We start from the raw sequence: 25223 nt of genomic DNA, 5'->3' as shown, positions 1-25223 counted from the left end.
CATGAAGATGCCGGTGCCGGACAGCGGGGTGATCGCCCGCCGCCGGGAGATCGTGGAGGCGCTGCGCGCCATCGTTCCCGGCGAAGGCGTGATCGTCGACGAGAACGAACTGCGCGCCTATGAGTGCGACGGGCTGACCGCCTACCGCCAACTGCCGATGGTCGCCGTCCTGCCCAGCACGGTGGAGCAGGTGTCGCAGGTTCTGAAGGCCTGCAAGGCGATGGGGGTGAAGGTGGTGCCGCGCGGGGCCGGCACCTCGCTGTCGGGCGGCGCCCTGCCGCTGGCCGACGGCGTGCTGCTGGGGATGGGCAAGTTCAAGCGCATCCTCGACATCGATTACGCCAACCGCTGCGTCACCGTGCAGCCGGGGGTGACCAACCTCGGCATCTCCAACGCCGTGGCGCATGAAGGTTTCTATTACGCCCCCGATCCCTCCAGCCAGATTGCCTGCACCATCGGCGGCAACATCGCCGAGAATTCCGGCGGCGTGCACTGCCTGAAATACGGGCTGACCACCAACAACGTGCTGGGGCTGGAGATGGTGCTGATCGACGGCACCGTCATCCGGCTGGGCGGCAAGCATCTGGACGCCGGCGGCTACGACCTGATGGGCATCATCACCGGGTCGGAAGGACTGCTGGGCGTGGTGACCGAGGTCACGGTGCGCATATTGAAGAAGCCGGCGACCGCCCGCGCCGTTCTGCTCGGCTTTCCCAGCAGCGAGCAGGGCGGCGACTGCGTGGCGGCCATCATCGCCGCCGGCATCATCCCCGGCGGCATGGAGATGATGGACCGCCCCGCCATCCACGCGGCGGAGGCCTTTGTCCATGCCGGCTACCCGCTGGACGTCGAGGCTTTGCTGATCGTCGAGCTGGACGGCCCAGCGGCGGAGGTCGACCACCTGATCGACCGGGTGGAGGCCATCGCGCGGGACAAGGGCGCCTGCTACGCCCGTGTGTCCAAAAGCGAGGAGGAGCGGCTGGCCTTCTGGGCCGGGCGCAAGGCGGCTTTCCCGGCGGTGGGGCGGATCAGCCCCGATTACTACTGCATGGACGGCACGATTCCGCGCAAGGCGCTGCCGCTGGTGCTGCAGCGGATGCAGGAGATGTCGGACCGCTGCGGCCTGCGGGTCGCCAACGTCTTCCATGCCGGCGACGGCAACCTGCACCCGCTGATCCTCTACGACGCCAACAAGCCGGGCGAGCTGGAGGCGGCGGAGGCGTTCGGCAACGACATCCTGCGCCTGTGCGTCGAGGTCGGCGGCGTGCTGACCGGAGAGCATGGGGTGGGGGTGGAGAAACGCGACCTGATGACCGACCAGTTCGACGAGGCCGACCTTCAGCAGCAGCAGCGGCTGAAATGCGCCTTCGATCCCGACGGGCTGCTGAATCCCGGCAAGGTCTTCCCCACGCTGCACCGCTGCGCCGAACTCGGCCGGCTGCACGTCCACCACGGGGAACTGCGCTTCCCCGACATCCCGCGCTTCTGAAGGGCCGCCGTTCGCCATGACCATCACCACCTTGAAGCCGGAGACCGCCGCGCAGGTGACCGACGCGGTGCGCTGGGCGCTGTCGGCCGGCGAACCGCTGGAGATCCTGGGCAGCGGCAGCCGCCGCGGGCTGGGCCGTCCGGTGCAGGCCGGCCACGCGCTCGACCTGTCGGGCTTGTCGGGCGTCATCGCCTACGAGCCGGAGGAGCTGGTGCTGACCGCGCTGGCCGGCACGCCGATGGACCTGATCCGCACCATGTTGGCCGACCGTGGGCAGCACCTGGCTTTCGAGCCTCCCGAAGGAGGAACCTTGGGCGGGCTGGTCGCCAGCGGGCTGGCCGGGCCGCGCCGCATCTCCGCCGGTTCCGCCCGCGACCACACGCTGGGAATCTCCGGGGTCAGCGGCCGGGCGGAGGCCTACAAGGGCGGCGGCAAGGTGGTGAAGAACGTCACCGGCTATGACGTGCCCAAGCTGATGGCGGGCTCCTTCGGCACGCTGACCGCGCTGACCGAGATCACGGTGAAGGTGCTGCCGGCGCCGGAGGATACCGCGACGCTGCTGCTGTTCGGGCTGGACGACGCGGCGGCGGTGGCGATGCTCGACCGGGCGCTGCGCAGTCCCTACGAGGTGTCGGGCGCCGCCCACCTGCCAGCGGCGACCGCGGCGCGGTCGGGGGTGGCTGACGTGGCGGGGGCGGGCGGTGCGGTGACGCTGGTGCGGCTGGAGGGCTTCGGCCCGTCGGTCGCCGCGCGCGTGACCATGCTGCGCGAGGAGTTGCGGGCCGACGCGGTGCTCGCGCGCGACGAGTCGCTGGCGATTTGGAGGGAGGTGCGGGACGGGGCGGGGGTGGGTGCGGCTACGGCCCCCCACCCTAACCCTCCCCCGCTGGGCGGGGGAGGGGACTACCGCCACCCTTCCGCATCAGCACCTGACTCCCTCCCCCGCCCAGCGGGGGAGGGTCGGGGTGGGGGCACGGGTGGCGACACGCACCTCTGGAAACTCTCCGTCCCCCCCTCGACCGGCCCCACCACCGTCGAGGCCATCAGCCGCACGCTCGATGTCGAGGTCGTCTACGACTGGGGCGGCGGGCTGGTCTGGCTGGCGGCACCGCCCGACTCGGGCGCCACCATCCGCGCCGCCATCTCCGCCGGCGGCCATGCCACGCTGGTGCGGGCGCCGGAGGCCGTGCGCGCGGCGACGGACGTGTTCCAGCCCTTGCCCGAGCCGCTGATGGCGCTCAGCCGCCGGGTCAAGGAGAGCTTCGATCCCAAGTGCATCCTCAACCCCGGCCGCATGTATGCGGGGCTGTAACGGGAAGACCGATCTCGATGCAAACGAACTTCTCGCTGGCCCAGCTGGCCGATGCCGCGATCCGCGACTCGGAGCAGATCCTGCGCAAATGCGTGCATTGCGGCTTCTGCACCGCGACCTGTCCGACCTACACCATCCTCGGTGACGAGCTGGACAGCCCGCGCGGCCGCATCTACCAGATCAAGGACATGCTGGAGAAGGGCGGGCCGCCGCCCGAGACGACGGTCAAGCACATCGACCGCTGCCTGTCCTGCCTGTCCTGCATGACGACCTGCCCGTCGGGCGTCCATTACATGCATCTGGTCGATCACGCCCGCGCCCATATTGAGGCTACCCATACCCGTCCGCCCGCCGACCGGGCGGTGCGCGACCTGATCGCACGGGTGCTGCCCAACCCGCGGCTGTTCCGGATGGCCCTGCTGGGCGCGTCGCTTGGCCGGCCGTTCCGCGCGATGCTGCCGAAGCGACTGTCGGCCATGTTGGCACTGACCCCGGCCAGCGTCCCGGCGCCGAGCTACAGCGACCGGCCCGGCGTTCATCCGGCGCAGGGGCCGCGCAAGAAGCGGGTGGCCCTGCTGATCGGCTGCGCCCAGCAGGTGCTGGCCCCGCAGATCAACGAGGCGACCATCCGCCTGCTGACCCGTCACGGCGTCGAGGTGGTGGTGTCCAAGGGGGCCGACTGTTGCGGTGCCCTGACGCATCACATGGGCAAGGAGGATCTCGCCCATGCCGCCGCGAAGAAGACCATCGACGCCTGGACCGGGGAGATCGAAGGCGAGGGGCTGGACGCCATCGTCATCAACGCGTCGGGCTGCGGCACCAGCGTGAAGGACTACGGCCACATGTTCCGCGAGGACTCCGCCTACGCCGTCAAGGCGGCGCGGGTGGCGGATCTCGCCAAGGACGTCACCGAGCTGATGGACGAGATCGGGCTGGCCCGGCCGGTGGTGGAGACGGGGCAGGCGGTCGCCTATCACTCCGCCTGCTCCATGCAGCACGGCCAGCGCATCAAGGAGCCGCCGCGCGCCCTGCTGCGCGCCGCCGGATTCCTGGTGAAGGAGATCCCCGACGCCCATCTCTGCTGCGGATCGGCCGGCACCTACAACATGCTGCAGCCGGAGCTGGCGGGGGAACTGCGCGACCGCAAGGTCGCGGCCATCGAAAGCACGGCTCCCCAGGCGGTGGCGGCCGGCAACCTCGGCTGCATCACCCAGATCGCGTCGGGCACCGGCCTGCCGGTGGTCCACACGGTGGAGTTGCTGGACTGGGCGACCGGCGGCCCGATGCCCGACGCGCTGGCCGGCAAGGCGGCCTTCCGGCAGGGCGGCGCGCGGGCGGCATAAGAGGCGGGGCAGGGACGGCGCGGCGACGGCGCAGCGACGGCGGCGCACGGCGGCATGGGCGGAGCCGGGGGTTTCATACCCCCACAATTCTGTGTTTATCTGCGTTCATCTGTGTCAGAAGATCCGCCGCTTCACCGCGGTTCCGTCCCAGCCCCATTCCGTTCAGGTCATCGCCTTGTCCTTGCCACCGTCCTCCTCGCCACCCACGGAAAACATCGGCATGAGCGCCGGCTATGGAATCACCCATCGCCTGTCGGCCTGGGGCGTTCACATCTTCACGGCCAGCGGCGCCGTTCTGGGGCTGCTCGGTCTGCTGGCGGCGGCGGCGGGCGATGCGAAGCTGTGCCTGATGTGGCTGGGCATCGCACTGGTCGTCGACGGCGTGGACGGCACGCTGGCCCGCCGCGTTTCGGTCAAGCAGGTGCTGCCGGGCATCGACGGCTCGGCGCTGGACCTCGTCATCGACTACCTGACCTATGTCGTGGTGCCGGCGGTGTTCATGCACCGCTTCGGCCTGCTGCCGGAGGGGTTGGTCAGCATCGCTCTCGCCGCCTGGGTCCTGCTGACGGCACTCTATTGCTTCGCCAATGTCGGGATGAAGAGCGGCGACAATTATTTCGTCGGCTTCCCGGCGATCTGGAACGTCGTCGCCCTCTATCTCTGGCTGCTCGACCTCAATCCCTGGTTCAATGCGGCGGTGGTGGTGGCGCTGGGGCTGCTGACCTTCACCACGGTCAAGTTCCTGCATCCCTTCCGGGTCAAGGCGCTGATGCCGCTGAACATCGCGGTGACCACGGTGTGGCTGCTCTGCTGCATCGTGCTGGTGGTGCTGGAGCCGGCGCGTCCGGGCTGGCTGTTCGGCCTGTGGCTGGCGACGTCGATCTATTACGCCGCCGTCTGCGCCTGGCGGAGCCTGCGCGGTCCCTGATCTCCGGAATTCCTGAGTTGGGGAACAGCTCTGCGTGACGGGCGTTGCCTGGGCGGCATACCCGGCGCAGCAGAGAGGATCCCGCCTTGGCCACGGCTCATCCGATCCGGATCGGCACCGCCGGCTGGAGCATTCCCAAGCTGTCCGCCCCGGCCTTTCCCGCCGACGGCACGCATCTGGAGCGCACCGCCCGCGTCATGGCGATGACCGAGGTGAACAGCAGCTTCTACCGTCCGCACAAGCCGGAGACCTGGGCGCGCTGGGCCGCCTCCACCCCGCCCGGCTTCCGCTTCGCGGTGAAGCTGCCCAAGGCGATCAGCCACGAGGCCCGGCTGGTGGGGGCCGATGCCGCGCTGGAGCGCTTCCTGGCCGAGGCCGGGATGCTGGGCGACCGCTTCGGTCCGCTGCTGGTCCAGTTGCCGCCCAGCCTGCGCTTCGACCGCGCGGTGGCGGAGGATTTCTTCGCGCTGCTGCGCGCCCGCTTCGACGGCGAGGTGGTGTGCGAGCCGCGCCATGCCTCCTGGTTCACCGATGGGGCCGATACCCTGCTGGTCGCCCACCGCGTCGCCCGCGTCGCCGCCGATCCCGCACCGGTTCCGGGGGCCGGAGAGCCGGGCGGCTGGGACGGGGTGCGCTATTGGCGGCTGCATGGGTCGCCGGTCATCTACCGCTCCGCCTACGGGCCGGCGGTGCTGGACGCGCTGTCCGAGCGGCTCCTGGCCGAGGCGGCGCTGCGGCCGGTCTGGTGCGTCTTCGACAACACCGCCGACTTCCACGCCGTGGACGATGCGCTTGCGACGATGGCGCGGCTGCGGGTCCGGTCATAGGCGCAATTCTCTATCGGACGACCCCCCGGCACGACCGAGACAGTGCATTGTTGCAAGGCTATCCTGCCGCGAAATGCCCCGATAGGAGGGGCAACGGCGTGCAGGTGGTGTGGTCATGGAGTTCGTCGTCCTACTGCTGATCTTCGGCTTCCTCACCCACCGGCTGGACCGGCGGCTGAAGGCGCAGGAGGCGGAAATCGCCACGTTGCGCGGCCGGTTGGACAAGGCATTGGCAGGCGCCGCCCCTCTGCAGGCATCCCCCTCCGCCGAGGCGGAGGCCGCGGCGATGGAGGAACCGCCGCCGGAGCAACTTCCCGAACCGGTCCTTGCCGCCGAAGCGGCTCCCCCGCCCGAAGAATCCCTGCAGCCTGCGGCGCCGGAACCCGCCGCAACACCGTCCCCCGCGCCGCCGCGGGCGGGCTGGCGCGAGCTTGAGGAATCGCTTGCCTCGCGCTGGCTGATCTGGCTCGGCGGCGGCACCATGGCGCTGGCGGCGGCCTTCTTCATCAAGCTGTCGGTGGAGCATGGCTGGCTCGGGCCCAGCGTGCGGGTGGCGCTGGGGCTGCTCGCCGGTTTCGGACTGATGGTGGGCGGCGAATGGCTTCGCCGCCGGCCGGCCCAGCGCGCGGTCGCGGCGCTCCGGCCCGATTACGTGCCGCCGGCCCTGACCGCCGCCGGCCTGTTCACCGCCTTCGCCAGCGTCTATGGCGGCTTCGCCCTGTTCGATCTGTTCGCGCCGCTGGTCGCCTTCGCGCTGCTGGCGGCGCTGTCGATCGTCGGCATCGGGCTGTCGCTGCTGCAGGGGCCGTTCATCGCGGCGCTGGGGCTGCTGGCCGGCTATGTCACGCCGCTTCTGATACCGTCCGACAACCCGGACGCCTGGGGCCTGTTCGCCTATCTGCTGGCGCTGAACGGGGCCGGCATGGCGGTGGTGCTGTATCGCCGCTGGCGCTGGCTCGGCTGGGGGGCGCTGGCCGGTGCGGCGCTTTGGCCGCTGCTGTGGATGATCGACCCGTGGCGCAGCGGCGACGCGCTGCCGACCGGCCTCTACCTGCTGCTGACCTCCGCCCTGTTCCTGGTTCCGGCGGTGCTGGGCGTGGTTGCGGGAACCGCGGAGGACCGTCTGGCGGAGCCGGCGCCCGCCACCGGCTGGCGCAGGGCGCTGCCCGACTGGATCCGGCGCAAGCAGCGCCATCCCGCCGACCGGCTGGCGATGATGGCGATGCGGCTGTTCGGCCTGCTGGTCGCCGCCGTCACCTGGAGCGATGGGCATGACGCGGTGTCGCTGACCGTGCTGACCCTGTTCGCGCTTCTTGCCATGGCCGCCGGCCGGCGGACCGAACGGATCGCCGGAGTCGCCTGGATCGCGGCGCTGACCGTGCTGCTGTCGCTGGCGCCCTGGAGCCTGCCCTATGTCCCGTCCAGCCCGCCGCCGCTGACTGCGGAGGGACAGCCGCTGATCGTCGCCGATCCGGCCGGCTATCCGGCTGAGGTGGCGCGCTTCCTGTGGGTGGCGGGCGGCTTCGCGGCGCTGTTCGGCATCGGCGGTTTCGCCGCGCTGTGGGGCGCCCGGCGGGTGGCGCTGTGGGCGTCGCTGTCAGCCCTGGTGCCGCTGACCCTGCTGACGCTGGCCTACGCCCTGGTCGAGCCGCCGGAGACCGCCATCGGCTGGCCGGCGGCTGCGCTGGGGCTGGCGGCCCTGCTGGTCGCCGGCACCACGCCGCTGGCCCGCCACCGTCACCGGCCGGGGGCCGCGCTGGGGCTGGCCGCCTTCGCCGCCGGGGCGAGCGGCGCCATCGCGCTCGGCGCCACCATGACCCTGCAGGAAGCGTGGCTGACCGTGGCGCTGGCGATGCAGGTGCCGGTGCTGGCCTGGCTGGAGCGGCGGATGACCCTGCGCGAGCTGCGCGGGGTCGCCCTGCTGGTGGCGGCCGCAGTGCTGGTGCGGCTGGCGATCAACCCCTCTGTGCTGGATTACGAAGGCTATGCCTGGATCGCCTACGGCTATGGCCTGCCGGCGCTGGGCTTCCTGGTGGCGGCGCGCCTGATGCGGACGGCGCCGGATGGGAGAGGTGATGATCTGGTGGTGATGGTGCTGGAGGCCGGCGCGCTGATCTTCACCACCCTGATGCTGTCGCTGGGCATCCATCGCTGGATGGCCGGCAGCCTTGAGGCGGAGCCGTCCGGCTTGGCGGAGGTGGCGCTGCACACGCTGTCCTGGCTGGGGCTTGCCCTGCTGCTGGCCGCCGACCGGCGGTGGAGCGCGCGGCCGGTGGCGGTGTGGGGCCGGCGCCTGCTGGTCCTGCTCGCCGCCGCGACCGCATTCCTCCTGCATCTGCTGGGGCTGAACCCGCTGTGGAACGACGAGTGGGTGGGGACATGGCCGGTGGTCAACCGGCTGCTGCTGGCCTATGGCGCACCGGCCGTGCTGCTTTTGCTCTATCTGTGGTACGACCCGCCGCCGTCGCGCAGCCTGCGGAGCGCCGCGCCGGTCCTGCCGATGCTGCTGATCGCCACCAACCTCGCGCTGGAGATCCGCCGCGCCTTCCAGGGGCCGGTGCTGAACGGCTACGAGATGTCGGACGCCGAGTGGTACGCCTACTCCGTCGGCTTCCTGTTGTTCGCGGTGGCGATGCTGGTGACGGGGATCCGCTTCGGCTGGGGCTGGATGCGTCATGCCGGGCTGGTGCTGGTGCTGGCGGTGGTCGCCAAGGTGTTCCTCAGCGACATGTCGGACCTGGAGGGGATGTACCGCGTTGCCTCCTTCCTCGGTCTCGGCGTCTCGCTGGTCGGCATCGGCTGGCTGTACCAGCGCCTTCTGCGTCCACCCGCCGCCGGCACCCCGCCGGAGCCGAAGCCGGAGCCGCCGCATTCTCCCGCGGATGATCTGCCCACTGACAATCTGTTGGACCAACGGACGCATTGACACGCCGCGCGGGGAACGCTCCCATACGGTGAAGGATGGGCCGGGACGAAACCCGGCCCCCGCCACCGGAGGAGCAGCGCTCATGGCAAGCGACACGCACGGCAACGCCTATCCCATCCTGCCCGACGGCGAGGAGGGCTTCACCGTCGAGGCGGCGCGGATGAAGTTCGGCCCCGGCATGATGGCCGAATTGGGCGGCGACGCGGTCTCGCTTGGCATGACGCGGGTGGCGCTGTTCACCGACCCGCGCGTTGCGGCGACGGAACCCTTCGCCATGGCGCTGGAGTCGCTGAAGCGGGCGGGCGTCGATCCGGTGGTCTATGACCGCTGCCGGGTGGAGCCGACCAGCGCCTCCTTCCTCGACGCCGCCGATTTCGCGCGGGACGGCGGCTTCGACGGCTATGTCTCCATCGGTGGCGGATCGGTGATCGACACCGCCAAGGCGGCCAACCTCTACGCGACCCATCCGGCGGACTTCCTCGCCTACGTCAACAAGCCGCTGGGGGAGGGCATCCCGGTGCCCGGCCCGGTCAAGCCGCACATCGCCTGCCCGACCACCTGCGGCACCGGCAGCGAGACCACCGGCGTCGCCATCTTCGACCATGTGGAAAAGCAGGTGAAGACCGGCATCTCCTCGCGCTTCCTGCGGCCGAGCCTCGCCGTCGTCGATCCCCGAACTATCGACAGCCTGCCGCCCGGCGCTATCGCCGCCACCGGCTTCGACGTGCTGACCCATGCCATCGAGAGCCACACCGCGCGCCCCTTCCGCTCCCGCCCGCGCCCTGAGTCGCCGACGGCCCGCCCGCCCTACCAGGGCGCCAACCCCTGGTCGGACATCGGCAGCCTGCAGGCGATCCGGTTGGGCGGACAATGGCTGGAACGGGCGGTCAACGACCCCGACTGCGCCGAGGCGCGCGACGCGCTGATGTTCGCGGCGACGCTGGCCGGGCTGGCCTTCGGCAATGCCGGCGTCCACATCCCGCACGCGATGTCCTATTCGGTGGCGGGGATGAACCACAGCTTCACCGCCACCGGCTACGAGACGGTGGACCCGATGGTGCCGCACGGCATCTCGGTTGTGCTGAACGCCCCCGCCGCCTTCCGCTTCACCGGCCCCGCCGCCCCCGAAGCCCATCTGCGCGCCGCCGAAGCGCTGGGGGCGGATGTGCGGGGGGCAGCGCCGGAGGATGGCGGCGAGCTGCTGGCGACCCGGCTGATTTCGATGATGCGGGCGACCGGGCTGCCGAATGGGTTGTCTGCGCTGGGTTACAGCGAGGCTGACATCCCCGGTCTGGTCAAGGGAGCCGCCGCGCAGCAACGCCTGCTGACCATCGCCCCCCGCCCGGTGTCAGAGGACGATCTGCGCGGGCTGTATGCGGACGCGATGCGTTACTGGTGAGAGACTGAGTTCCCTCGCGCTCCACTTGGAAAAATCCCCTCTCCCCCCGGGGAGAGGGGGATGGTGTCCAGTTTTTCCCGCTGACCGTTGCCCGCGACATCCGCTCGTTATAGGAATTGTCACCTATAACCGCGCGGAGTCACCATGCCTCCCGTCAACCGGTTTCCCGCCCCGTTCAACATCCCCCTCCGCCGCAGCACGAGCGGCGTGGAACAGTTGAACATCCCCCGGAAAACCGTTTCACGGTGTTTCAAACGTTCCATCCACCCTCACACCCGGCCCCCCTCCCCACAGGAAAGAGGGGCGCAGGCGCAACCGTCAGAACTGTTCCTCGCTCAGCGCCATCACCGTGTTGCGGGCGCTGGCGATGGTCGGCAGCAGGGCGGGGGCGGTCGCCAGAACCTGTTCGGCATAGAAGCGCGCGACGATCAGCTTGGCCTCCAGGAAGGACCCATTGGCGCCCGGCTGGCGCATGCCCTCCATCGCCTTCATCGCCGAGCGCGCCAGCATCCAGCCGCCGGCCACCGTTCCCCACAGCTTCAGGTACGCCACCGCGCCGGCGGCGGCCCCTTGCAGGTCGCCTTCCGCCTGGGTCGCGACCATCCAATCGATGGCCTTGTCCAGCGCATCCAGCCCGGCCGACAGTTCGGTGCGGATCACGGCGAGGTCGTCGCCGGGGGCGGAGCCCAGTTCCTCCACCGTCGCCCGCATGTCGGCAACGAAGGCTCTCGCCGCCGCGCCCTTGTCGCGGCCGGTCTTGCGGAAGGTCAGGTCGTTGCCGTGGATGCCGTTGGTGCCCTCATAGATCGGGGTGATGCGGGCGTCGCGGTAATGCTGGGCCGCACCCGTCTCCTCGATGAAGCCCATGCCGCCATGGATCTGCACGCCGGTGGACGCCACCTCGCAGCCGATGTCGGTCGACCACGCCTTGACGATCGGGGTCAGCACATCGACCCGCGCCGTGGCCGCGGCGCGCACCGCCGGATCCTCGTGGTGGCGGGAGATGTCCAGCTGCGTGCCGGCATAGAGCGCCAGCGCGCGGGCGGCCTCGGTCTTGGCGCGCATGTCCAGCAGCATGCGGCGCACGTCGGGATGCTTGATGATGGCGACGCCGGAGCCCTTGGGATCGGCCAGATCCTTGCTCTGCACGCGGCCTTTGGCATAGTCGCGGGCCTGCTGATAGGCACGCTCGGCGATCGCCACGCCCTGGATGCCGACGCCGAGCCGGGCGTTGTTCATCATCGTGAACATGTATTCGATGCCGCGGTTCTCCTCGCCGACGAGGTAGCCGATGGCGCCCTCGTCGTCGCCATAGGCCATCACCGCGGTCGGGCTGGCCATGATGCCCAGCTTGTGCTCCAGGCTGGCGCAGCGCAGGTCGTTTCGCTCGCCCGGCGTGCCGTCGGGCTTGGGCAGGAACTTCGGCACGATGAACAGGCTGATGCCCTTGATGCCGGCCGGGGCGTCGGGCAGGCGGGCCAGCACCAGATGGACGATGTTCTCCGTCAGGTCATGCTCGCCATAGGTGATGAAGATCTTCTGGCCGGTGATGCGATAGCTGCCGTCGCCGGCCCGCACCGCCTTGGTCCGCACCGCGGCAAGGTCGCTGCCCGCCTGCGGTTCGGTCAGGTTCATCGTCCCGGTCCATTCGCCGGAGATCATCTTCGACAGGTAGACCGCCTTCTGCTCGGTGCTCGCATGCTCGGTCAGCAGATCCACCGCGCCCTGGGTCAGCAGCGGGCACAGGCCGAAGGACAGGTTGGCGGCCTGCCACATCTCGTTCACCGCGAAGGCGACGGTCCAGGGCAGGCCCTGCCCGCCATACTCCGGCTCGAAGGGCAGGCTGTTCCAGCCGGCCTCGGTGAACTGGCCGTAGGCCTCCTTCCAGCCGGTGGCGGTGCGGACGACGCCGTTCTCCAGCTTCGCGCCCTCTTTGTCGCCAACCCGGTTCAGCGGGGCAAGCACGCCGGAGGCGAATTTGCCGGCTTCCTCAAGGATGGCGTCGACCAGATCAGGGGCGGCGCTGTCGCAATGGGGCAGGGCGGCGATGGCGTCGAGGCCCACCACCTCGTTCAGGACGAAGCGCAGATCATCGACCGGAGCGGTGTAGGTCATGGCGGGGCAATTCTCCCAGGGCAGATTGTTTGGTTTACCTATAGGTTAACATACAGCATCGAATGGTGCTTGGCGAGAGGGCGGGATGCCGCGTCGCAAGGCTATGCCACGCTGCGTGGCCGCATCAAGTCTCCACCCGATTGGCACGGCGTCTGCATTGGACCGGATGCCTCCCACCGGGGCCTTCACACGGGGATCGACCCATGACCTACGCTTCCGCCCTCGGCAATCCCAGCGACACCGCCGCCCAGCAGGCCCGCGCATCCCGCGGCCCGGCAAATGTGGAGGCCGCCGTTCGCAATGCCAGCGCCAGGACGGGGGTCGATTTTTCCTACCTCATGGAAAAAGCTGCCGTGGAGAGCGGGTACCGCACGGACATTAAGTCCTCCTCCTCCTCGGCGACCGGGCTCTACCAGTTCATCGACAGCACATGGCTGCAGACGATGAAGGAACATGGCGCCGACCATGGCTATGGCAAATACGCCAACGCCATCCAGACCCGCGGCGACGGCCGTCCCTATGTCGCCGATCCGGAGATGAAGAAGGAGATCCTGGAGCTGCGCAAGGATCCGACCGCCTCGGCCCTGATGGCGGCGGAATACACCCGCGGCAACAAGGAGTATCTGGAGGAGACGGTGGACGGCAAGATCGGCTCGACCGAGCTGTACATGGCGCATTTCCTGGGGGCCGGCGGCGCGTCGAAGTTCCTGAACGCGATGCAGGAGAATCCCGGCCGCACCGCCCGCGACGTCTTCCCCGACGCGGCGGCGGCCAACAAGAACGTCTTCTACGACAAGGCCACCGGCAAGGCGAAGTCGCTGAAGGAGATCTACGACCGCTTCGCCTCGAAGTTCTCGGAGAACCCGTTGGCCAACTTCGCCCCGGCCCAGGCGGCGACCGACGCCGTGCGCAAGCAGGACATGCCGGACGGCTTCACCACCCAGGTGCCGATGGCCCCGGCCAAGTCGCTGAACGGCACGCCGCTGTCGATCTATCAGGTGCTGGCGCTGAACGCGCTGGAGACGCCGGACGAGGTCGACAGCATCAGCGGCCGCCCGGCCCGCCTGCGCGACAAGGAGAACCGCCGCATGCGCGAGGAGCCGGTACGGACCGACCAGACCGCCGGCAACGGCGTCGCCATGGGCTTCGGCCTGGGGCTCGGCCGGATCGTCGGGTCCGAATCGTCGACGCCGGTCGCCTCCGCAACCGCGGGCGCCGCCGGCAAGGATGCCGTGACCAAGGCTGCTTGAGCGGGGCGGCAGCAAGCGGAGCGGGGCAAAATGCCCTACGCTGGCGCTTTGACTTGAGGGACGGATGGGTGCAAGGTCGCGCCGTTTTTTGGCGCTCACCCCTCAGGACCGATCATGAGCAACCAGCAGCCCGCCGTCACCTTCGAGGAAATCCGCGCGCTCGTGCGCAACCTGCCCGGCCCCGACCTGGAGGCCGGCACCGCGGCCCTCCAGCGCGAACGGCAGCTGACCAAGCCGGCGGGCTCGCTCGGCCGGCTGGAGGAGATCGCGCAGTGGATGGCGACCTGGCAGGGCCAGCACCCGGCCGAGGTTCGCCGCCCGCGCGTCGCCGTCTTTGCCGGCAACCATGGCGTGGCCGCCCGCGGCGTCTCGGCCTTCCCGGCCGAGGTGACGGTGCAGATGGTCGCCAACTTCCAGAATGGTGGCGCCGCGGTCAACCAGCTCTGCGAGGTGGCCGACGCCGACCTCCGCGTCTACGAACTGGACCTTGAGAACCCGACTGCCGACTTCACCCAGGGCCCGGCCATGGGTGAGGAGGAATGCTGCCGCACCATGGCCTACGGCATGATGGCGGTGGAGATGGGCGTCCAGCTGCTGGCGCTGGGCGAGATGGGCATCGCCAACTCGACTTCGGCGGCGGCGATGTGCCTCGCCATGTTCGGCGGCGAGGCGGCCGACTGGACCGGTCGCGGCACCGGCATCGACGATGCCGGGCTGGCCCGCAAGATCGCCGCGGTGGAGGCCGGCGTCGCCGCCAACCCGCAGGCCAAGGACGACCCGTTCGAGGCGCTGCGCTGCCTGGGCGGCTACGAGTTCGCCGCCATCGCCGGCGCCATCCTGGCCGCCCGCGTCGCCCGGGTTCCGGTTCTGCTCGACGGCTTCGCCTGCACCGCCGCCGCCGCCGTGCTCTACAAGGCCGACCGTCGCGCGCTCGACCATTGCATGGTTTCCCACCGCTCGGTCGAGCCGGGCCACACCCGCCTGATGCAGGCCATCGGCAAGGAGCCGCTGCTCGATCTCGGCATGCGCCTGGGCGAGGGCTCGGGCGCGGCGCTGGCGATCAACATCGTGAAGTCGGCCGTCGCCTGCCACGCCGGCATGGCGACCTTCGCCGACGCGGGCGTTGCCACGCAGGGGTGATGGGAGGCGTTAGACCCCCACCTAACCTCCCCCGCTCTCAGCGGACCTACGGTCCGCCTGCCTCGTCAGCACAAAGCACAGCTTTGTGCGAGAGCTGGGCGGGGGAGGGACTGCCGCCTCTCTCCCGATAAAGCGCTCGTTCCCTCCCCCGCCCAGCGGGGGAGGGTTAGGGTGGGGGCAAGTCAGCCAGCCCTCACAGCATCCCGTCCGCCAGATCGCTGATCGCCGCCGACAGGAACAGGTCCAGCATCACCAGCGCCGCCGCGGCCAGCCCCGACAGCGACAGGGCGGTGCGCAGCACGAACCACTGGTAGGTCAGCATCGCCATCATCACGCCGAAGACCAGCGCTTCGGACATTCCGGACGGCAGCAGACCGCTGGCGGACAGCACGATGGCCGGCAGGTAGATCGCCATCTGAACCACCGCCGACCAGTTGTAGGCGGTCAGCGCGCCGGGATAGAGCTGCTCCTTGCCCATCAGCGCCGATATGCGGAACAGGGCGAGCGGGAATGCGGTCCAGCTGACGACATACGCGATGCCCTCCACCGTCACCAGCTGCAGCACCGGGGTGCCGTCCAGCTGGTCCCACAGCCGGATCGCCAGCAGCAGCGCATAGGCCGGCAGCACCACCAGCGCCGCATAGAAGGAGTTCAGCGCCCCCTCGGGCGTGCGGTCGAAGAACTCCATCCCCGTCCGGTCGAAGCGGGCCAACCGCCAGGCGCCGGTCAGCGCGGACAGGATGGCGGGGGTGGTCAGCGGCATCATGGTGTCCCGGTTGGAAGACTCACCCGGCAAGGCGCGTGAACACGCCCTTCAGGATGGCCTCGTAGATGTCCGTCAGCCGGCGGAGATCCTCCACCGGACAATATTCGTCGACCTTGTGCATGGTCTGGCCGACCAGCCCGAACTCCACCACCGGGCAGACATTCTTGATGAAGCGTGCGTCCGACGTGCCGCCGGTGGTCGAGTATTCGGGACGGCGCCCGGTCACGCCCTCCACCGCCTCGGCCACCAGCTCGGTCAGCGGACCGGGCGGGGTGACGAAGCTGTCGCCGGAGCAGTAGACCTCCAGCTCATAGGCGCCGCCGATCGCATCGAAAGTCCGGCGCAGCCACGCCTCGATGCCGGCCGGGGTGTGGGCGTCGTTGAAGCGGATGTTGAAGGTCGCCTTGCCCTGGGCCGGGATGACGTTTGTCGCCGTATTGTCGACGTCGATGGTGGTCAGCGCCAGGGTGGAGGGCTGGAAATGCGCCGTCCCCTCGTCCATCGGGTGTTCGGTGATGGCGGCCAGCATGCGGACCAGCCGCGGCAGCGGATTGTCCGCCAGATGCGGGTAGGCAACGTGGCCCTGCGCGCCGAACACGGTCAGGAAGCCGGTCAGGCTGCCGCGCCGGCCGATCTTGATCATGTCGCCGAGCGCCTTGGGGTTGGTCGGCTCCCCCACCACGCAGGCGTCGATGCGCTCGCCGCGCTCGGCCATCCAGTCCAGCACCTTGCGGGTGCCGTTGATCGCCACCCCTTCCTCGTCGCCGGTGATCAGCAGGCTGATGGAACCGGCGGACGGGCCGTCCTGCAGCCGGCGCGACACGGCGGCGACGAAGGCGGCGATGGCGCCCTTCATGTCGACCGCACCACGGCCGAACAGGCGTCCGCCCATCACCTCGCCGGCGAAGGGATCGACCGTCCAGCCCTTGTCCCCCGGCGGCACCACGTCGGTGTGGCCGGCGAAGCAGAAATTGGGACCGCCGGTGCCCAGCCGGGCATAGAGGTTCTCCACCGGCTCCGTTCCCTCCTGCTGGAAGCGCAGGCGGTGGCAGGTGAAGCCCATCGGCGCCAGCGCCGCCTCCAGAACGCCGAGCGCACCGTCGTCGCGCGGCGTGACGCTGTGGCAGCGGATGAGATCCTGGGCGAGGGCGACGGGGTCGATGGTCATGGGGTGTCCGGTTGGTCTTCGTCGATCAGGGAGCCGCGTCGATCTGGCGGGCGACCCATTGGCTCAGGCTGATGCCTTCGGCGGCGGCGCGCAAGGCGGCCTTACGGTGCAGTTCCGGCGTGGCACGCACCAGCATTTTACCGCTGAAGGGTTTGTCCGGCATGCGCCCCTTCTCGGCGCAGATCGCCAGATACTCGTCGATGCTGCCACGGAAGCTGTCCCATAGCTCCTGCGCGCTGCCGCCTTCGAAATGGATGACGTCCGACAGCCCGGCAACGGTGCCGGAGAAGGTCCCATCTTCCACATCGAAGTCGATGGGACCGGACACATAGCCCTTGTATTCCATCGTCATGGCGTGATTCCCGCGTTGACCAGCAGCTTTCGCATCGCGTCCACCGCACCCTTCTTGGCCTCCGGCCGTGGATGGGGACGGTGAAAGACCGCGCCGCGGTTGCGGAGCTCGATCCACACCCGGCTGCCGGCGCGCTCCTCGACGACGCCATCCAATGCGATCACCAGCGCTTCGATGTCCGCCCAGCGGATCGAAGCGGATGTCGGCCGCGCAAAGATGGCGGCCAGCGTCGCGCGATGGGCGTTGTTCATGCGGCGATGGTAAGTCGGGAGGGAGCAAAATGGCAAGGGCGATAGCGGCTTGCGCTATCGCCCCGCAGACTTCCACCGTCCGATCAGTCGCGCAGCAGGTCGTTGATCGCGGTCTTCGACCGGGTCTTCTCGTCGACGCGCTTGATGATGACGCAGCAGTACAGGCTCGGGCCGGGGGTGCCGTCCGGCAGCGGCTTGCCGGGCAGCGCGCCGGGGACGACGACCGAATAGGCCGGGACGCGGCCCATGAAGACTTCGCCGGTGTGGCGGTCGATGATCTTGGTCGAGGCGCCGATGTAGCAGCCCATCGAGATGACCGCACCTTCCTCGACGATCACGCCCTCGACGATCTCCGAACGGGCGCCGATGAAGCAGTTGTCCTCGATGATGACCGGGTCCGCCTGCAGCGGCTCCAGCACGCCGCCGATGCCCACGCCGCCCGACAGGTGGACGTTCTTGCCGATCTGGGCGCAGGAGCCGACGGTGACCCAGGTGTCGACCATGGTGCCGCTGTCGACATAGGCGCCGACATTGACGAAGCTGGGCATCAGGATGACGCCGGGGGCGACATAGGACGACTTGCGGGCGATGGCGCCGGGCAGGGCGCGGAAGCCGGCGTTCTGGAACTGGCCTTCGCTCCAGTTCTCGAATTTCGGCGGCACCTTGTCGTACCAGGAGGAGCCGCCGGGGCCGCCGGGGATCATCTCGTTGGCGTTCAGGCGGAAGGACAGCAGCACCGCCTTCTTCAGCCACTGGTTGACCTTCCAGCCGTCAGCGGTCTTCTCCGCGACGCGCAGGTCGCCGGCATCCAGCGCGTCGAGCGCCGCGTTCACGGCGTCGCGGACGGAACCGGTGGTGGCGGTGGTGAGATCGGCCCGGTTTTCCCAGGCGGCGTCGATGGTGGCCTGCAGGCTGGCGTGGCTCATGGCGCGGTCGTTCTGCTGTCGATTGTCCAAGGGACGGCACCATGAAGCCGCATCGCGCCCGCTGTCAACCATACCCGCGGCGGACAATAGCCGGTTAGCGACAGCGCCCTACGGGCCCGCCACCGCGGCCAGCCAGGACGGCAGGTCGTCGACGGTGTGGTCGATGTGGACCCCGGCGCCGACGCCGGCCTTCTCGTACTCCTGCTCGCCGCGGACCCAGACCGTGGTCATGCCCAGAGCGTGCGCGGGTGCGAGGTTGCGGGCGATGTCCTCCACCATGCAGGCGTCGGCGGGGTTGACGCCGTGGCGCTCCACCAGGGTGGCATAGGGGCGGGGGTCGGGCTTCGGCACATAACCGGCCGCGGTGATGTCGAAGACCGCCTCGAACCGGTCGATGATGCCGAGCCGGCCGGCGACGTTCTCCGCATGGCGGACCGAGCCGTTGGTGTAGATGATCTTGCGGCCGGGAAGCCGGTCGAGCGCGTCCGCGAGCAGGGCGGAGGGCTGGACACCGGCGACGTCGATGTCGTGGACATAATCCATGTAGGCCACCGGATCGACGTCATGCTCGCTCATCAGGCCGCGCAGCGTGGTGCCGTAGTCGCGGAAGAACTGCTTCTGCCGCACCCTGGCCTCGTCCATGCCGATGTTGAAATGCGCGGCGATGAACTCGTTGATGCGGAGGTCGACCTGGGCGAACAGGTTGCAGGACGCCGGGTAGAGCGTGTTGTCGAGATCGAAGATCCACACCGCGCGGTCCCGCAGCGCGGAGGGGAGCTTGGTGGCGGGGGCGGGCGCCGGTGCGGCGGGAGAGGTCGGGGCGGTCATTCCCGAAGAATGGGGCCGATACCGGCCGGCCGCAAGCCGCTTCACAAGGTCGCAGCCGCCACCTGTCCTATTTGCGGACCGGGGCAATGCGGAGTCCTCCGCCTCGTTGGTTGATTGAAGATTAACCCCTAAAGGGGTAGCATGGACCGGACTCTGCAACGGTTTGCAGCCTAAGGTTTTTCGCCCCGCCCGCTTCGTGGATTGCCCATCTGGGATCGCCGTGGACCTCCTCCTGACCACCGGTACCTCCGCCCCCCCTTCCGCCGCCACCGGCGGCCAGACCGGCCCCGTGACGCTTGTCGCACTGTATCCCGGCCCGGCCCTGCGGCTGGATTCGGCCCTGGCCGTGGCCGAATCCAATGCGGAGGCGGAGGACATGATGGACAGCGATCCGCGCTGGCTGCCCGACCTCCGCGGCTGGCTGTCGGCGTCTAGCGTGGCGCCGGGACTGCGGTCGGTGCCGGTGGAGTCGCTGCGCGGGATCATGATCGTCGAATGGGCCGGCGTGCCGCTGCCGGACGGCGGCTTCCTCCTGCTGGGACGCGACGACACGTTGGAGCGGCAGCTGCGCCACACGCTGACCGAGTCGCGCCGCCGCTACAAGGATCTGGTGGAGGTCTCCTCCGACTTCGCGTGGGAGACGGGGCCCGACGGCACCTTCGTCTTCGTCAGCCACAAGGGCGCCCTGGGATATCCGGCCGACGCGCTGATCGGCCGCGATCCGCGCAGCCTCGCGCTGGAAGAGACGGAAGACCTGCCGACGCCCTTCGACTGCCGCCGCCCGGTCGACCAGACGGAGCTTTGGCTGAAGGGCGCCGACGGCACGCCGGCCTGCATCGTCGCCTCCGCCCTGCCGCTGTTCGGGCCGCAGGGCGACTGGATCGGCGCCCGCGGCGTCTGCCGCGACGTGACGGAGCAGGTGCTGCGTTCCAACGAGCTCGCGCGCATCCGGAACCGCGAAAGGCTGCTGGGCCACATCGTCCACACCTTGCGCGACCGTCTGGACGCCGCGGAGGCGCTGGCCGTGGCCGCGACCGAGACGGCGCGGGCGCTCAGCGCCGACGGCTGCCGCATCTATCGGGCGGAAGAGGGTAGCGGGGAGGGCGGCCGCGTCGCCCTGTCGCTGGTGGCGGAATTCGGGGCCGAACTGCCGGAGGTCGGCACCGCTCTGCTCGACCGCATCGCGAATGGCGAGGGGCTGGTGGCCGACCGGCTGGGCGACATCCAACTGATCGGCGAGCGGACGGAATACCGGCAGGCGGTGAACGGCGCGCTGCTGGTCTGGCGCGCCGGCGATTCCGAACCCTGGGACGACGACGACCGACAGCTGATGTCCGGCGTGGCCGACCATATCGGCATCGCGCATGCCCATCTCGCCTATCAGGAGCGGCTGCGGCGCCTGTCGGAGCGCGACGGGCTGACCGGCTTGTTCAACCGCCGCACCTTCTTCGAACGGCTGGAGGAGTCGATCTCGCGGCCGGACAGCGGCCCGTCGGCCCTGCTCTATGTCGACCTCGACAACTTCAAGGCGGTCAACGACCTGCACGGCCACCAGCAGGGCGATACGGTGCTGAAGGCCATCGGCACGCTGCTGACCACCGGGGTGCGGCCGGGCGACCTGCCGGGCCGGCTGGGCGGCGACGAGTTCGTCCTGTGGCTGGGCCGCACCGACGAGGCGAAGGCCCGCATCGTCGCCGAACGGCTGCTGAAGGGCATGCGCGAGCTGGCCCACCTGTCGGCCAGCCATGAGAAGCCGCTGGGCCTGTCGATCGGCATCGCCGTCCACGCCCCTGGCCGCGGCGAAACGGTGCGGGAGTTGACCGACCGTGCCGACGCCGCCATGTACGACGCCAAGAAGAGCGGCAAGGGCCATTACGCCCTGGCGCCGGCCTATCAGGCGTCCGCTTCCGTAGAGTCATCTTCCGACGTTTCCGCCGCGGAGCCCGCATCGTGACCCCGCCTGCCACCCAGCGACCCGAAACGCTCGATCCCGCCGATTACGAATCCGCCAAGCGGATGGTGCAGAGCGAGGATCCGGCGGTCCGCCGGAAGGTCGCCGAGCATCCCAAGACCCGCCCGGAGCTTTTGTATTTCCTTGCCGCCGACGCCGCGGCGGAGGTGCGGCGCGCCATCGCCACCAATTCCGGCACCCCCCGTCAGGCCGATTTGCTGCTGGCCAAGGACCGCGAGGTCATGGTGCGTCAGGCGGTGGCGCGGAAGATCGCCCGCCTGTTGCCCGAACTGTCGGCCGATCAGGCGATCCAGATCGAGCGCCTGACCGTGGAATGCCTGGAAACGCTGGCCCGCGACCAGGCGACGGAGGTGCGCGGCATCCTGGCCGAAGCGCTGAAGGATCTGCCCAACGCTCCGCATGGCGTGATCAACCGGCTGGCCCGCGACGTGGAACTGTCGGTCTGCGGCCCGGTCCTGCAGCATTCGCCGATCCTCACCGAAGAGGATCTGACCGACATCATCATGAAGGGGCCGGTGCGGGGCGCGATGACCGCCATCGCCAGCCGGCAGAACGTCACGGCGTCGGTCGCCGACGCCATCGCGCGGTCGGACGACGAGGCAGCGGTGACGGCGCTGCTCGGCAACCCGTCGGCCCAGATCCGGGAGGAGACGCTCGACCGCATCCTCGATCAGGCGCCGCAGCACGAGCCCTGGCATTCGCCGCTGGTCCGCCGTCCGCGCCTGCCGGCGCGCGCGGTGGCGCGGCTGGCCAGCTTCGTCGCCGACAATCTTCTGAAGGTTCTGCAGGACCGCGACGACCTCGACCCCGCCGCGGCGCGCGGTCTGGTGGAGGCGGTGCGCCAGCGGGTGGGGCAGGCGGCCGGCGCTGCGTCCGGCCTGCCGCTCGGCCCGGTCGACTTCGGCGAGGAGGCGGTCGGCGGTGCCGCCGCGGGACCGGAAAAGCCGGTGGAACGCCCCAGCGACAAGGCGGTACGCCTGAACAAGGAAGGCAAGCTGACCGAAAAGCTGATCGAAGGATCGATGGTGGAGGGCGACCGCGCCTTCGTCATGGCGGCGCTGGCGGAACTGTCGCAGATCGAGTTGGCTGTGGTCGACCGCATCGTCGCCACCCATGCGCCGCGCGCCGTCACCGCCCTGGTGTGGCGCGCCGGTCTCACCATGCGCTTCGCCCGGCAGGTCCAATTGCGGCTCGCCCAAATTCCGCCGAAAACGGCGCTTAATGCTCGCGACGGCACGCACTATCCGATGACCGATGAAGAGATGCGCTGGCAGCTCGAGTTCTTCGGCGTCGAGGCGAAGGCGTGACCTTCCGTTCCCTATCCGGTTCTTCTGGTATGCGTGTCGCTTTCCTCGCCTTTTTCGTCATCCTGATCGCCGCCGCCACCAGCTTCGCCGCCCCGCCGCGCGAAACGCCGGAGGAGCGGGCGGTCGCCGCGACCTTTGATGCCGCGCGAACGGCGCTGACCGAACAGCGGGGATCGGCGGTGATTCCGCTGCTCACCCGCAATTCGGTCAAGACGCTGGAGTCGGTGCGCGACGCCGCCCGCCAGCCCGGCGAGGCGCCGCTGCAACGGTTGGAGCCGGCGGAGCGTTTCGCCGCCATGGGGCTGCGCCGCTATCTCGGCCCGTCGGACCTGCGCCGCATGTCGGTCGGCGACATCGCCAACCATGGGCTGAAGGCCGGCTGGCTCGGACCCAACGTCATCTCCCGCAGTTCGCTGGGGCCGGTACGGGTGAAGGGCGACCGGGCCTCGGGCCTGCTGATGGTGGACAACCGGCCGGCGCTGGTCCCCGCCGACTTCGTGCGCGAAGGCGGGGCGTGGCGAATCGACCTCGCCAGCGTCTTCACCTTCGGCAGCCAGATGCTGAAGGGCTTCGCCGCCATGTCCGGCAAGGACGAGACCGCCTACATCGACGATCTGCTGAACAGGTTGCCGGCCAAGCCGGGGGCCACGACGCTCCGCTGAGGCGGAAAAGGAACTACCCCGTCCCGCCGCGTCCCGCCGCGTCCCGCCGCGTCCCGCCGCGTCCCGCCGCGTCCATCCGCGCGATTGCGGGATTCCCAGCCTTTGCGTAGACTCGCGCCCGCTTCCACCATGTGTTGGCGCTGACGATGACCGCACCGGCGATGACCGCACCGGAAGACTCCAATCCCTCAGCCGCCTCCGGGCGCACCGTGCCCTGCGGCGCCCGTTTCCGTGCCGCCGTGCTGGAACTGGCGGCGATGCGCGGGGTCGGGGTGCCGGTGCTGGCCACTGCCGCCCTGCTGCTGGCACCGGAGGGCGCCGTCGACCCCGGCCCGCAAGATGCCGGCGGGCAGGCGGTGCTGGAGGTGGGGAGCGCCAATCCGTCCGATGATGCTTCCGACGCCGCGATCCGCAAGGCGCTGGCCGCGGCGCTGGCGCTGGCCGACCCCGGCGCCCGCATCCTGCCGGGCGAGGATGTCCGTCGGCTGGAAGCTACGGTCGAGACGTTGGGATACCGCAACAAGACGCTGGCCCATGCGCTGCAGCGCCTGTCCTTCCAGCCGCTGGACGGCCGCATCACCGAGGTGCGCGACGCGGCCCAGCTGTTCGGCTTCGTCAATGAATGGTGTTTCGACGAGGATCAGGTGCGGCGGCGTTTCCGCGAATTGGCGCCGGTCTACCACCCGGATACCGGGATCGTCGCCTGCCGTGAGCGGATGGGCCAGTTGATCGACGCCCGCAACCTGCTGGTCCACCATGTCCGCAGCGTCTACGGTTCCGGCGACTGGATGGCGAAGCGCGGCGGGCCTTCGGCGTGAACTGACCTCAGCCCTGCAGCCCGATCGCTTCCTCTACGATCGCCTGGTCCAGCGTGGCGCCGTCCAGGACCGCGCCGGTCAGGTCGGCCCCGGTCAGGTCGGCTTCGCTCAGATCGGCCCCGGTCAGGTCGGCACCCGCGAGATTGGCGCCGGCGAGGTTGGCCTTGCGCAGATCGGCCTTGCAGAGCAGCGCCATGCCAAGCCGGGCGCGCTGCAGGTTGGCGCGCCAGATGTGGCCGCTCATGGTCTGGATATGGACGGGGCCGAGCTGGACGCCGGTCAGATTGGCGCCGGTCAGGGTCGCCCGCTCGAAATTCACGCCGCGCAGATCCGCATTCGACAGGTCGGCCTTGCGCATGTCGGCCAGGGACAGATCGGCTATCGCCATCGCCGCACCGGTCAGTGTGGCGCCGCGCAGCGCGATGCATTGCAGGATGGCCGCGGACAGGTTGATGCCGTCCAGCTTCCGCCCCGACAGGTCGAGCGCCGACAGGTCGGCGCGCTTGCCGGCCTTGCCGCCGCTGTCGATCCAGGACAGATGCTCCACCAGGATGTCGCGCAGGTCGTCGTCCGGATTTTCCAGCGTCTTCGCCAGAACCGCCGCCTGGATGTTGGGCGAGCGCAGCTGGGCCGCGTCCAGGATGGCGCCGATCAGGGTGGCGCCACTGAAATTGGTGCGATTGATGGCGCAGCCCGTCATCACCGCTCCCGACAACCGGGCACCCGACAGGTTGGCCTCCGTCAGGTCGGCGTCGGTCAGGTCGCAACCGGTCAGGTTGGAGCCGGTCAGGTTGGCGCGCATGAACTTCGTGCCGCGCAGGATGGCGTCGGTCAGGTCGGTCTGCATGACGAAGGCGTTGGCGATCTTCGCCCGCGACAGGTCGGCGCCGCGAATGGTCGCCGCCGTCAGCTCCGACGTGAGGACCGAATCCTCATACTCGTGCGCGTACATCTCGCCGCTGGAATCGTAATGCAGCAGGGTACCGTCGCGCAGGTCGACCTCGACCAATGTGGCTTCGCTCAACACGGCGCCGCGCAGACAGGCGCCGCGCAGGTCGGCCCGGCGCATGTCGGCCTTCTCCAGGTTGGCCAGCCTCAGGTCGGCCGCATAGAGGTTGGCGTTGGCAAGGTTGGCGCCGGTCAGCCGCGCGCTGAACAGCTTGGCGCCCGACAGGTCGGCGTCCGACAGGTCGATGCCCGATAGGTCGAGATGCGACAGGTCGCGCATCTTCAGATTGGCGCGCACGCCGCCCGGCTGGCTCTTGCGGAAAGCCTGGTGCCGCAACAGGATCGCGTTGAGCTGGCTCTGGGTCAGCTTGGTTCGCGGGCTGTTGGAACCAAAGCCCTGGGCGGACGACATCGCCGGGATACCTTCTCTATTTGGTTACTCATAATCCGAAAGAGTCGCCAAAAATTCGTTAAGGTGCGAAGATTTGTGACAAGT

At 69.5% G+C, this 25223-nt stretch carries 21 protein-coding genes; 13 read left to right on the top strand and 8 right to left on the bottom strand.

Going from position 1 to position 25223, the window contains the following annotated elements; genetic code table 11:
- Nucleotide 1: 1 nt before the first annotated feature.
- From J2Y49_RS11495 to J2Y49_RS11465, 7 genes are all read left to right on the top strand, one after another.
- Nucleotides 2-1489: an FAD-linked oxidase C-terminal domain-containing protein gene (locus J2Y49_RS11495; RefSeq protein ID WP_310114960.1), complete on the top strand. Its 1488-nt coding sequence runs from the start codon at nt 2-4 to the stop codon at nt 1487-1489.
- Nucleotides 1490-1505: 16 nt separating this feature from the next.
- A complete protein-coding gene (locus J2Y49_RS11490; protein ID WP_310114959.1) occupies nt 1506-2801 on the top strand; it encodes an FAD-binding protein in 1296 nt (431 codons plus the stop codon).
- Between the two features lie 17 nt (nt 2802-2818).
- Nucleotides 2819-4144: a glycolate oxidase subunit GlcF gene (glcF, locus tag J2Y49_RS11485; protein ID WP_310114958.1), complete on the top strand. Its 1326-nt coding sequence runs from the start codon at nt 2819-2821 to the stop codon at nt 4142-4144.
- Between the two features lie 220 nt (nt 4145-4364).
- Complete coding sequence (gene pcsA, locus J2Y49_RS11480; RefSeq protein ID WP_310114957.1) at nt 4365-5072, top strand: phosphatidylcholine synthase; 708 nt, start codon at nt 4365-4367, stop codon at nt 5070-5072.
- An 86-nt stretch (nt 5073-5158) separates the two neighbouring features.
- Nucleotides 5159-5899, top strand: coding sequence for a DUF72 domain-containing protein (locus J2Y49_RS11475; protein ID WP_310114956.1), 741 nt, complete (start codon nt 5159-5161; stop codon nt 5897-5899).
- Between the two features lie 115 nt (nt 5900-6014).
- Complete coding sequence (locus J2Y49_RS11470; RefSeq protein WP_310114955.1) at nt 6015-8825, top strand: DUF2339 domain-containing protein; 2811 nt, start codon at nt 6015-6017, stop codon at nt 8823-8825.
- Between the two features lie 82 nt (nt 8826-8907).
- On the top strand, nt 8908-10224 hold the full coding sequence (locus J2Y49_RS11465) for a hydroxyacid-oxoacid transhydrogenase (RefSeq protein WP_310114954.1): 1317 nt from the start codon (nt 8908-8910) through the stop codon (nt 10222-10224).
- 318 nt (nt 10225-10542) lie between these two features.
- Here J2Y49_RS11465 and J2Y49_RS11460 read toward each other — a convergent pair whose 3' ends face one another.
- The gene (locus tag J2Y49_RS11460; RefSeq protein WP_310114953.1) at nt 10543-12339 is read right to left on the bottom strand and encodes an acyl-CoA dehydrogenase; all 1797 of its coding nucleotides are present in this window, start codon (nt 12337-12339) and stop codon (nt 10543-10545) included.
- A 203-nt stretch (nt 12340-12542) separates the two neighbouring features.
- Between J2Y49_RS11460 and J2Y49_RS11455 the strand changes: the two genes are divergently transcribed.
- Together J2Y49_RS11455 and cobT are read left to right on the top strand one after the other, a co-directional pair.
- Nucleotides 12543-13589: a hypothetical protein gene (locus tag J2Y49_RS11455; protein ID WP_310114952.1), complete on the top strand. Its 1047-nt coding sequence runs from the start codon at nt 12543-12545 to the stop codon at nt 13587-13589.
- 114 nt (nt 13590-13703) lie between these two features.
- The gene (gene cobT / locus J2Y49_RS11450) at nt 13704-14729 is read left to right on the top strand and encodes a nicotinate-nucleotide--dimethylbenzimidazole phosphoribosyltransferase (protein WP_310114951.1); all 1026 of its coding nucleotides are present in this window, start codon (nt 13704-13706) and stop codon (nt 14727-14729) included.
- 193 nt (nt 14730-14922) lie between these two features.
- On the opposite strand, the gene J2Y49_RS11445 is transcribed toward cobT, so the two are convergent.
- From J2Y49_RS11445 to J2Y49_RS11420, 6 genes are all read right to left on the bottom strand, one after another.
- The gene (locus J2Y49_RS11445) at nt 14923-15492 is read right to left on the bottom strand and encodes a hypothetical protein (RefSeq protein WP_310114950.1); all 570 of its coding nucleotides are present in this window, start codon (nt 15490-15492) and stop codon (nt 14923-14925) included.
- 22 nt (nt 15493-15514) lie between these two features.
- Nucleotides 15515-16663, bottom strand: a complete 1149-nt coding sequence (gene dapE, locus J2Y49_RS11440; RefSeq protein ID WP_310114949.1) for a succinyl-diaminopimelate desuccinylase — start codon at nt 16661-16663, stop codon at nt 15515-15517.
- A 25-nt stretch (nt 16664-16688) separates the two neighbouring features.
- Complete coding sequence (locus J2Y49_RS11435) at nt 16689-17015, bottom strand: type II toxin-antitoxin system HicB family antitoxin (protein ID WP_310114948.1); 327 nt, start codon at nt 17013-17015, stop codon at nt 16689-16691.
- On the bottom strand, nt 17012-17266 hold the full coding sequence (locus tag J2Y49_RS11430) for a type II toxin-antitoxin system HicA family toxin (protein WP_310114947.1): 255 nt from the start codon (nt 17264-17266) through the stop codon (nt 17012-17014). The genes J2Y49_RS11435 and J2Y49_RS11430 overlap by 4 nt, the downstream gene beginning before the upstream one ends.
- Before the next feature lie 83 nt (nt 17267-17349).
- Nucleotides 17350-18192: a 2,3,4,5-tetrahydropyridine-2,6-dicarboxylate N-succinyltransferase gene (gene dapD, locus J2Y49_RS11425; protein WP_310114990.1), complete on the bottom strand. Its 843-nt coding sequence runs from the start codon at nt 18190-18192 to the stop codon at nt 17350-17352.
- Nucleotides 18193-18300: 108 nt separating this feature from the next.
- Complete coding sequence (locus tag J2Y49_RS11420; protein ID WP_310114946.1) at nt 18301-19020, bottom strand: pyrimidine 5'-nucleotidase; 720 nt, start codon at nt 19018-19020, stop codon at nt 18301-18303.
- 220 nt (nt 19021-19240) lie between these two features.
- Between J2Y49_RS11420 and J2Y49_RS11415 the strand changes: the two genes are divergently transcribed.
- The 4 genes from J2Y49_RS11415 to J2Y49_RS11400 all read left to right on the top strand — a co-directional run bounded on the left by J2Y49_RS11415 (nt 19241) and on the right by J2Y49_RS11400 (nt 23779).
- A complete protein-coding gene (locus J2Y49_RS11415) occupies nt 19241-20974 on the top strand; it encodes a diguanylate cyclase domain-containing protein (RefSeq protein WP_310114945.1) in 1734 nt (577 codons plus the stop codon).
- Nucleotides 20971-22299, top strand: a complete 1329-nt coding sequence (locus J2Y49_RS11410) for a DUF2336 domain-containing protein (RefSeq protein ID WP_310114944.1) — start codon at nt 20971-20973, stop codon at nt 22297-22299. The genes J2Y49_RS11415 and J2Y49_RS11410 overlap by 4 nt, the downstream gene beginning before the upstream one ends.
- Nucleotides 22300-22328: 29 nt before the next feature.
- Complete coding sequence (locus tag J2Y49_RS11405) at nt 22329-22961, top strand: hypothetical protein (RefSeq protein ID WP_310114943.1); 633 nt, start codon at nt 22329-22331, stop codon at nt 22959-22961.
- A gap of 209 nt (nt 22962-23170) precedes the next feature.
- Complete coding sequence (locus J2Y49_RS11400; RefSeq protein ID WP_409017824.1) at nt 23171-23779, top strand: hypothetical protein; 609 nt, start codon at nt 23171-23173, stop codon at nt 23777-23779.
- 7 nt (nt 23780-23786) lie between these two features.
- Here J2Y49_RS11400 and J2Y49_RS11395 read toward each other — a convergent pair whose 3' ends face one another.
- On the bottom strand, nt 23787-25139 hold the full coding sequence (locus J2Y49_RS11395) for a pentapeptide repeat-containing protein (RefSeq protein WP_310114941.1): 1353 nt from the start codon (nt 25137-25139) through the stop codon (nt 23787-23789).
- Nucleotides 25140-25223: the final 84 nt, after the last annotated feature.

The sequence above is a fragment of the Azospirillum sp. BE72 genome, from assembly GCF_031455875.1.
Lineage (GTDB): Bacteria > Pseudomonadota > Alphaproteobacteria > Azospirillales > Azospirillaceae > Azospirillum.
This window is presented reverse-complemented; position numbering and strand designations above follow the sequence as displayed.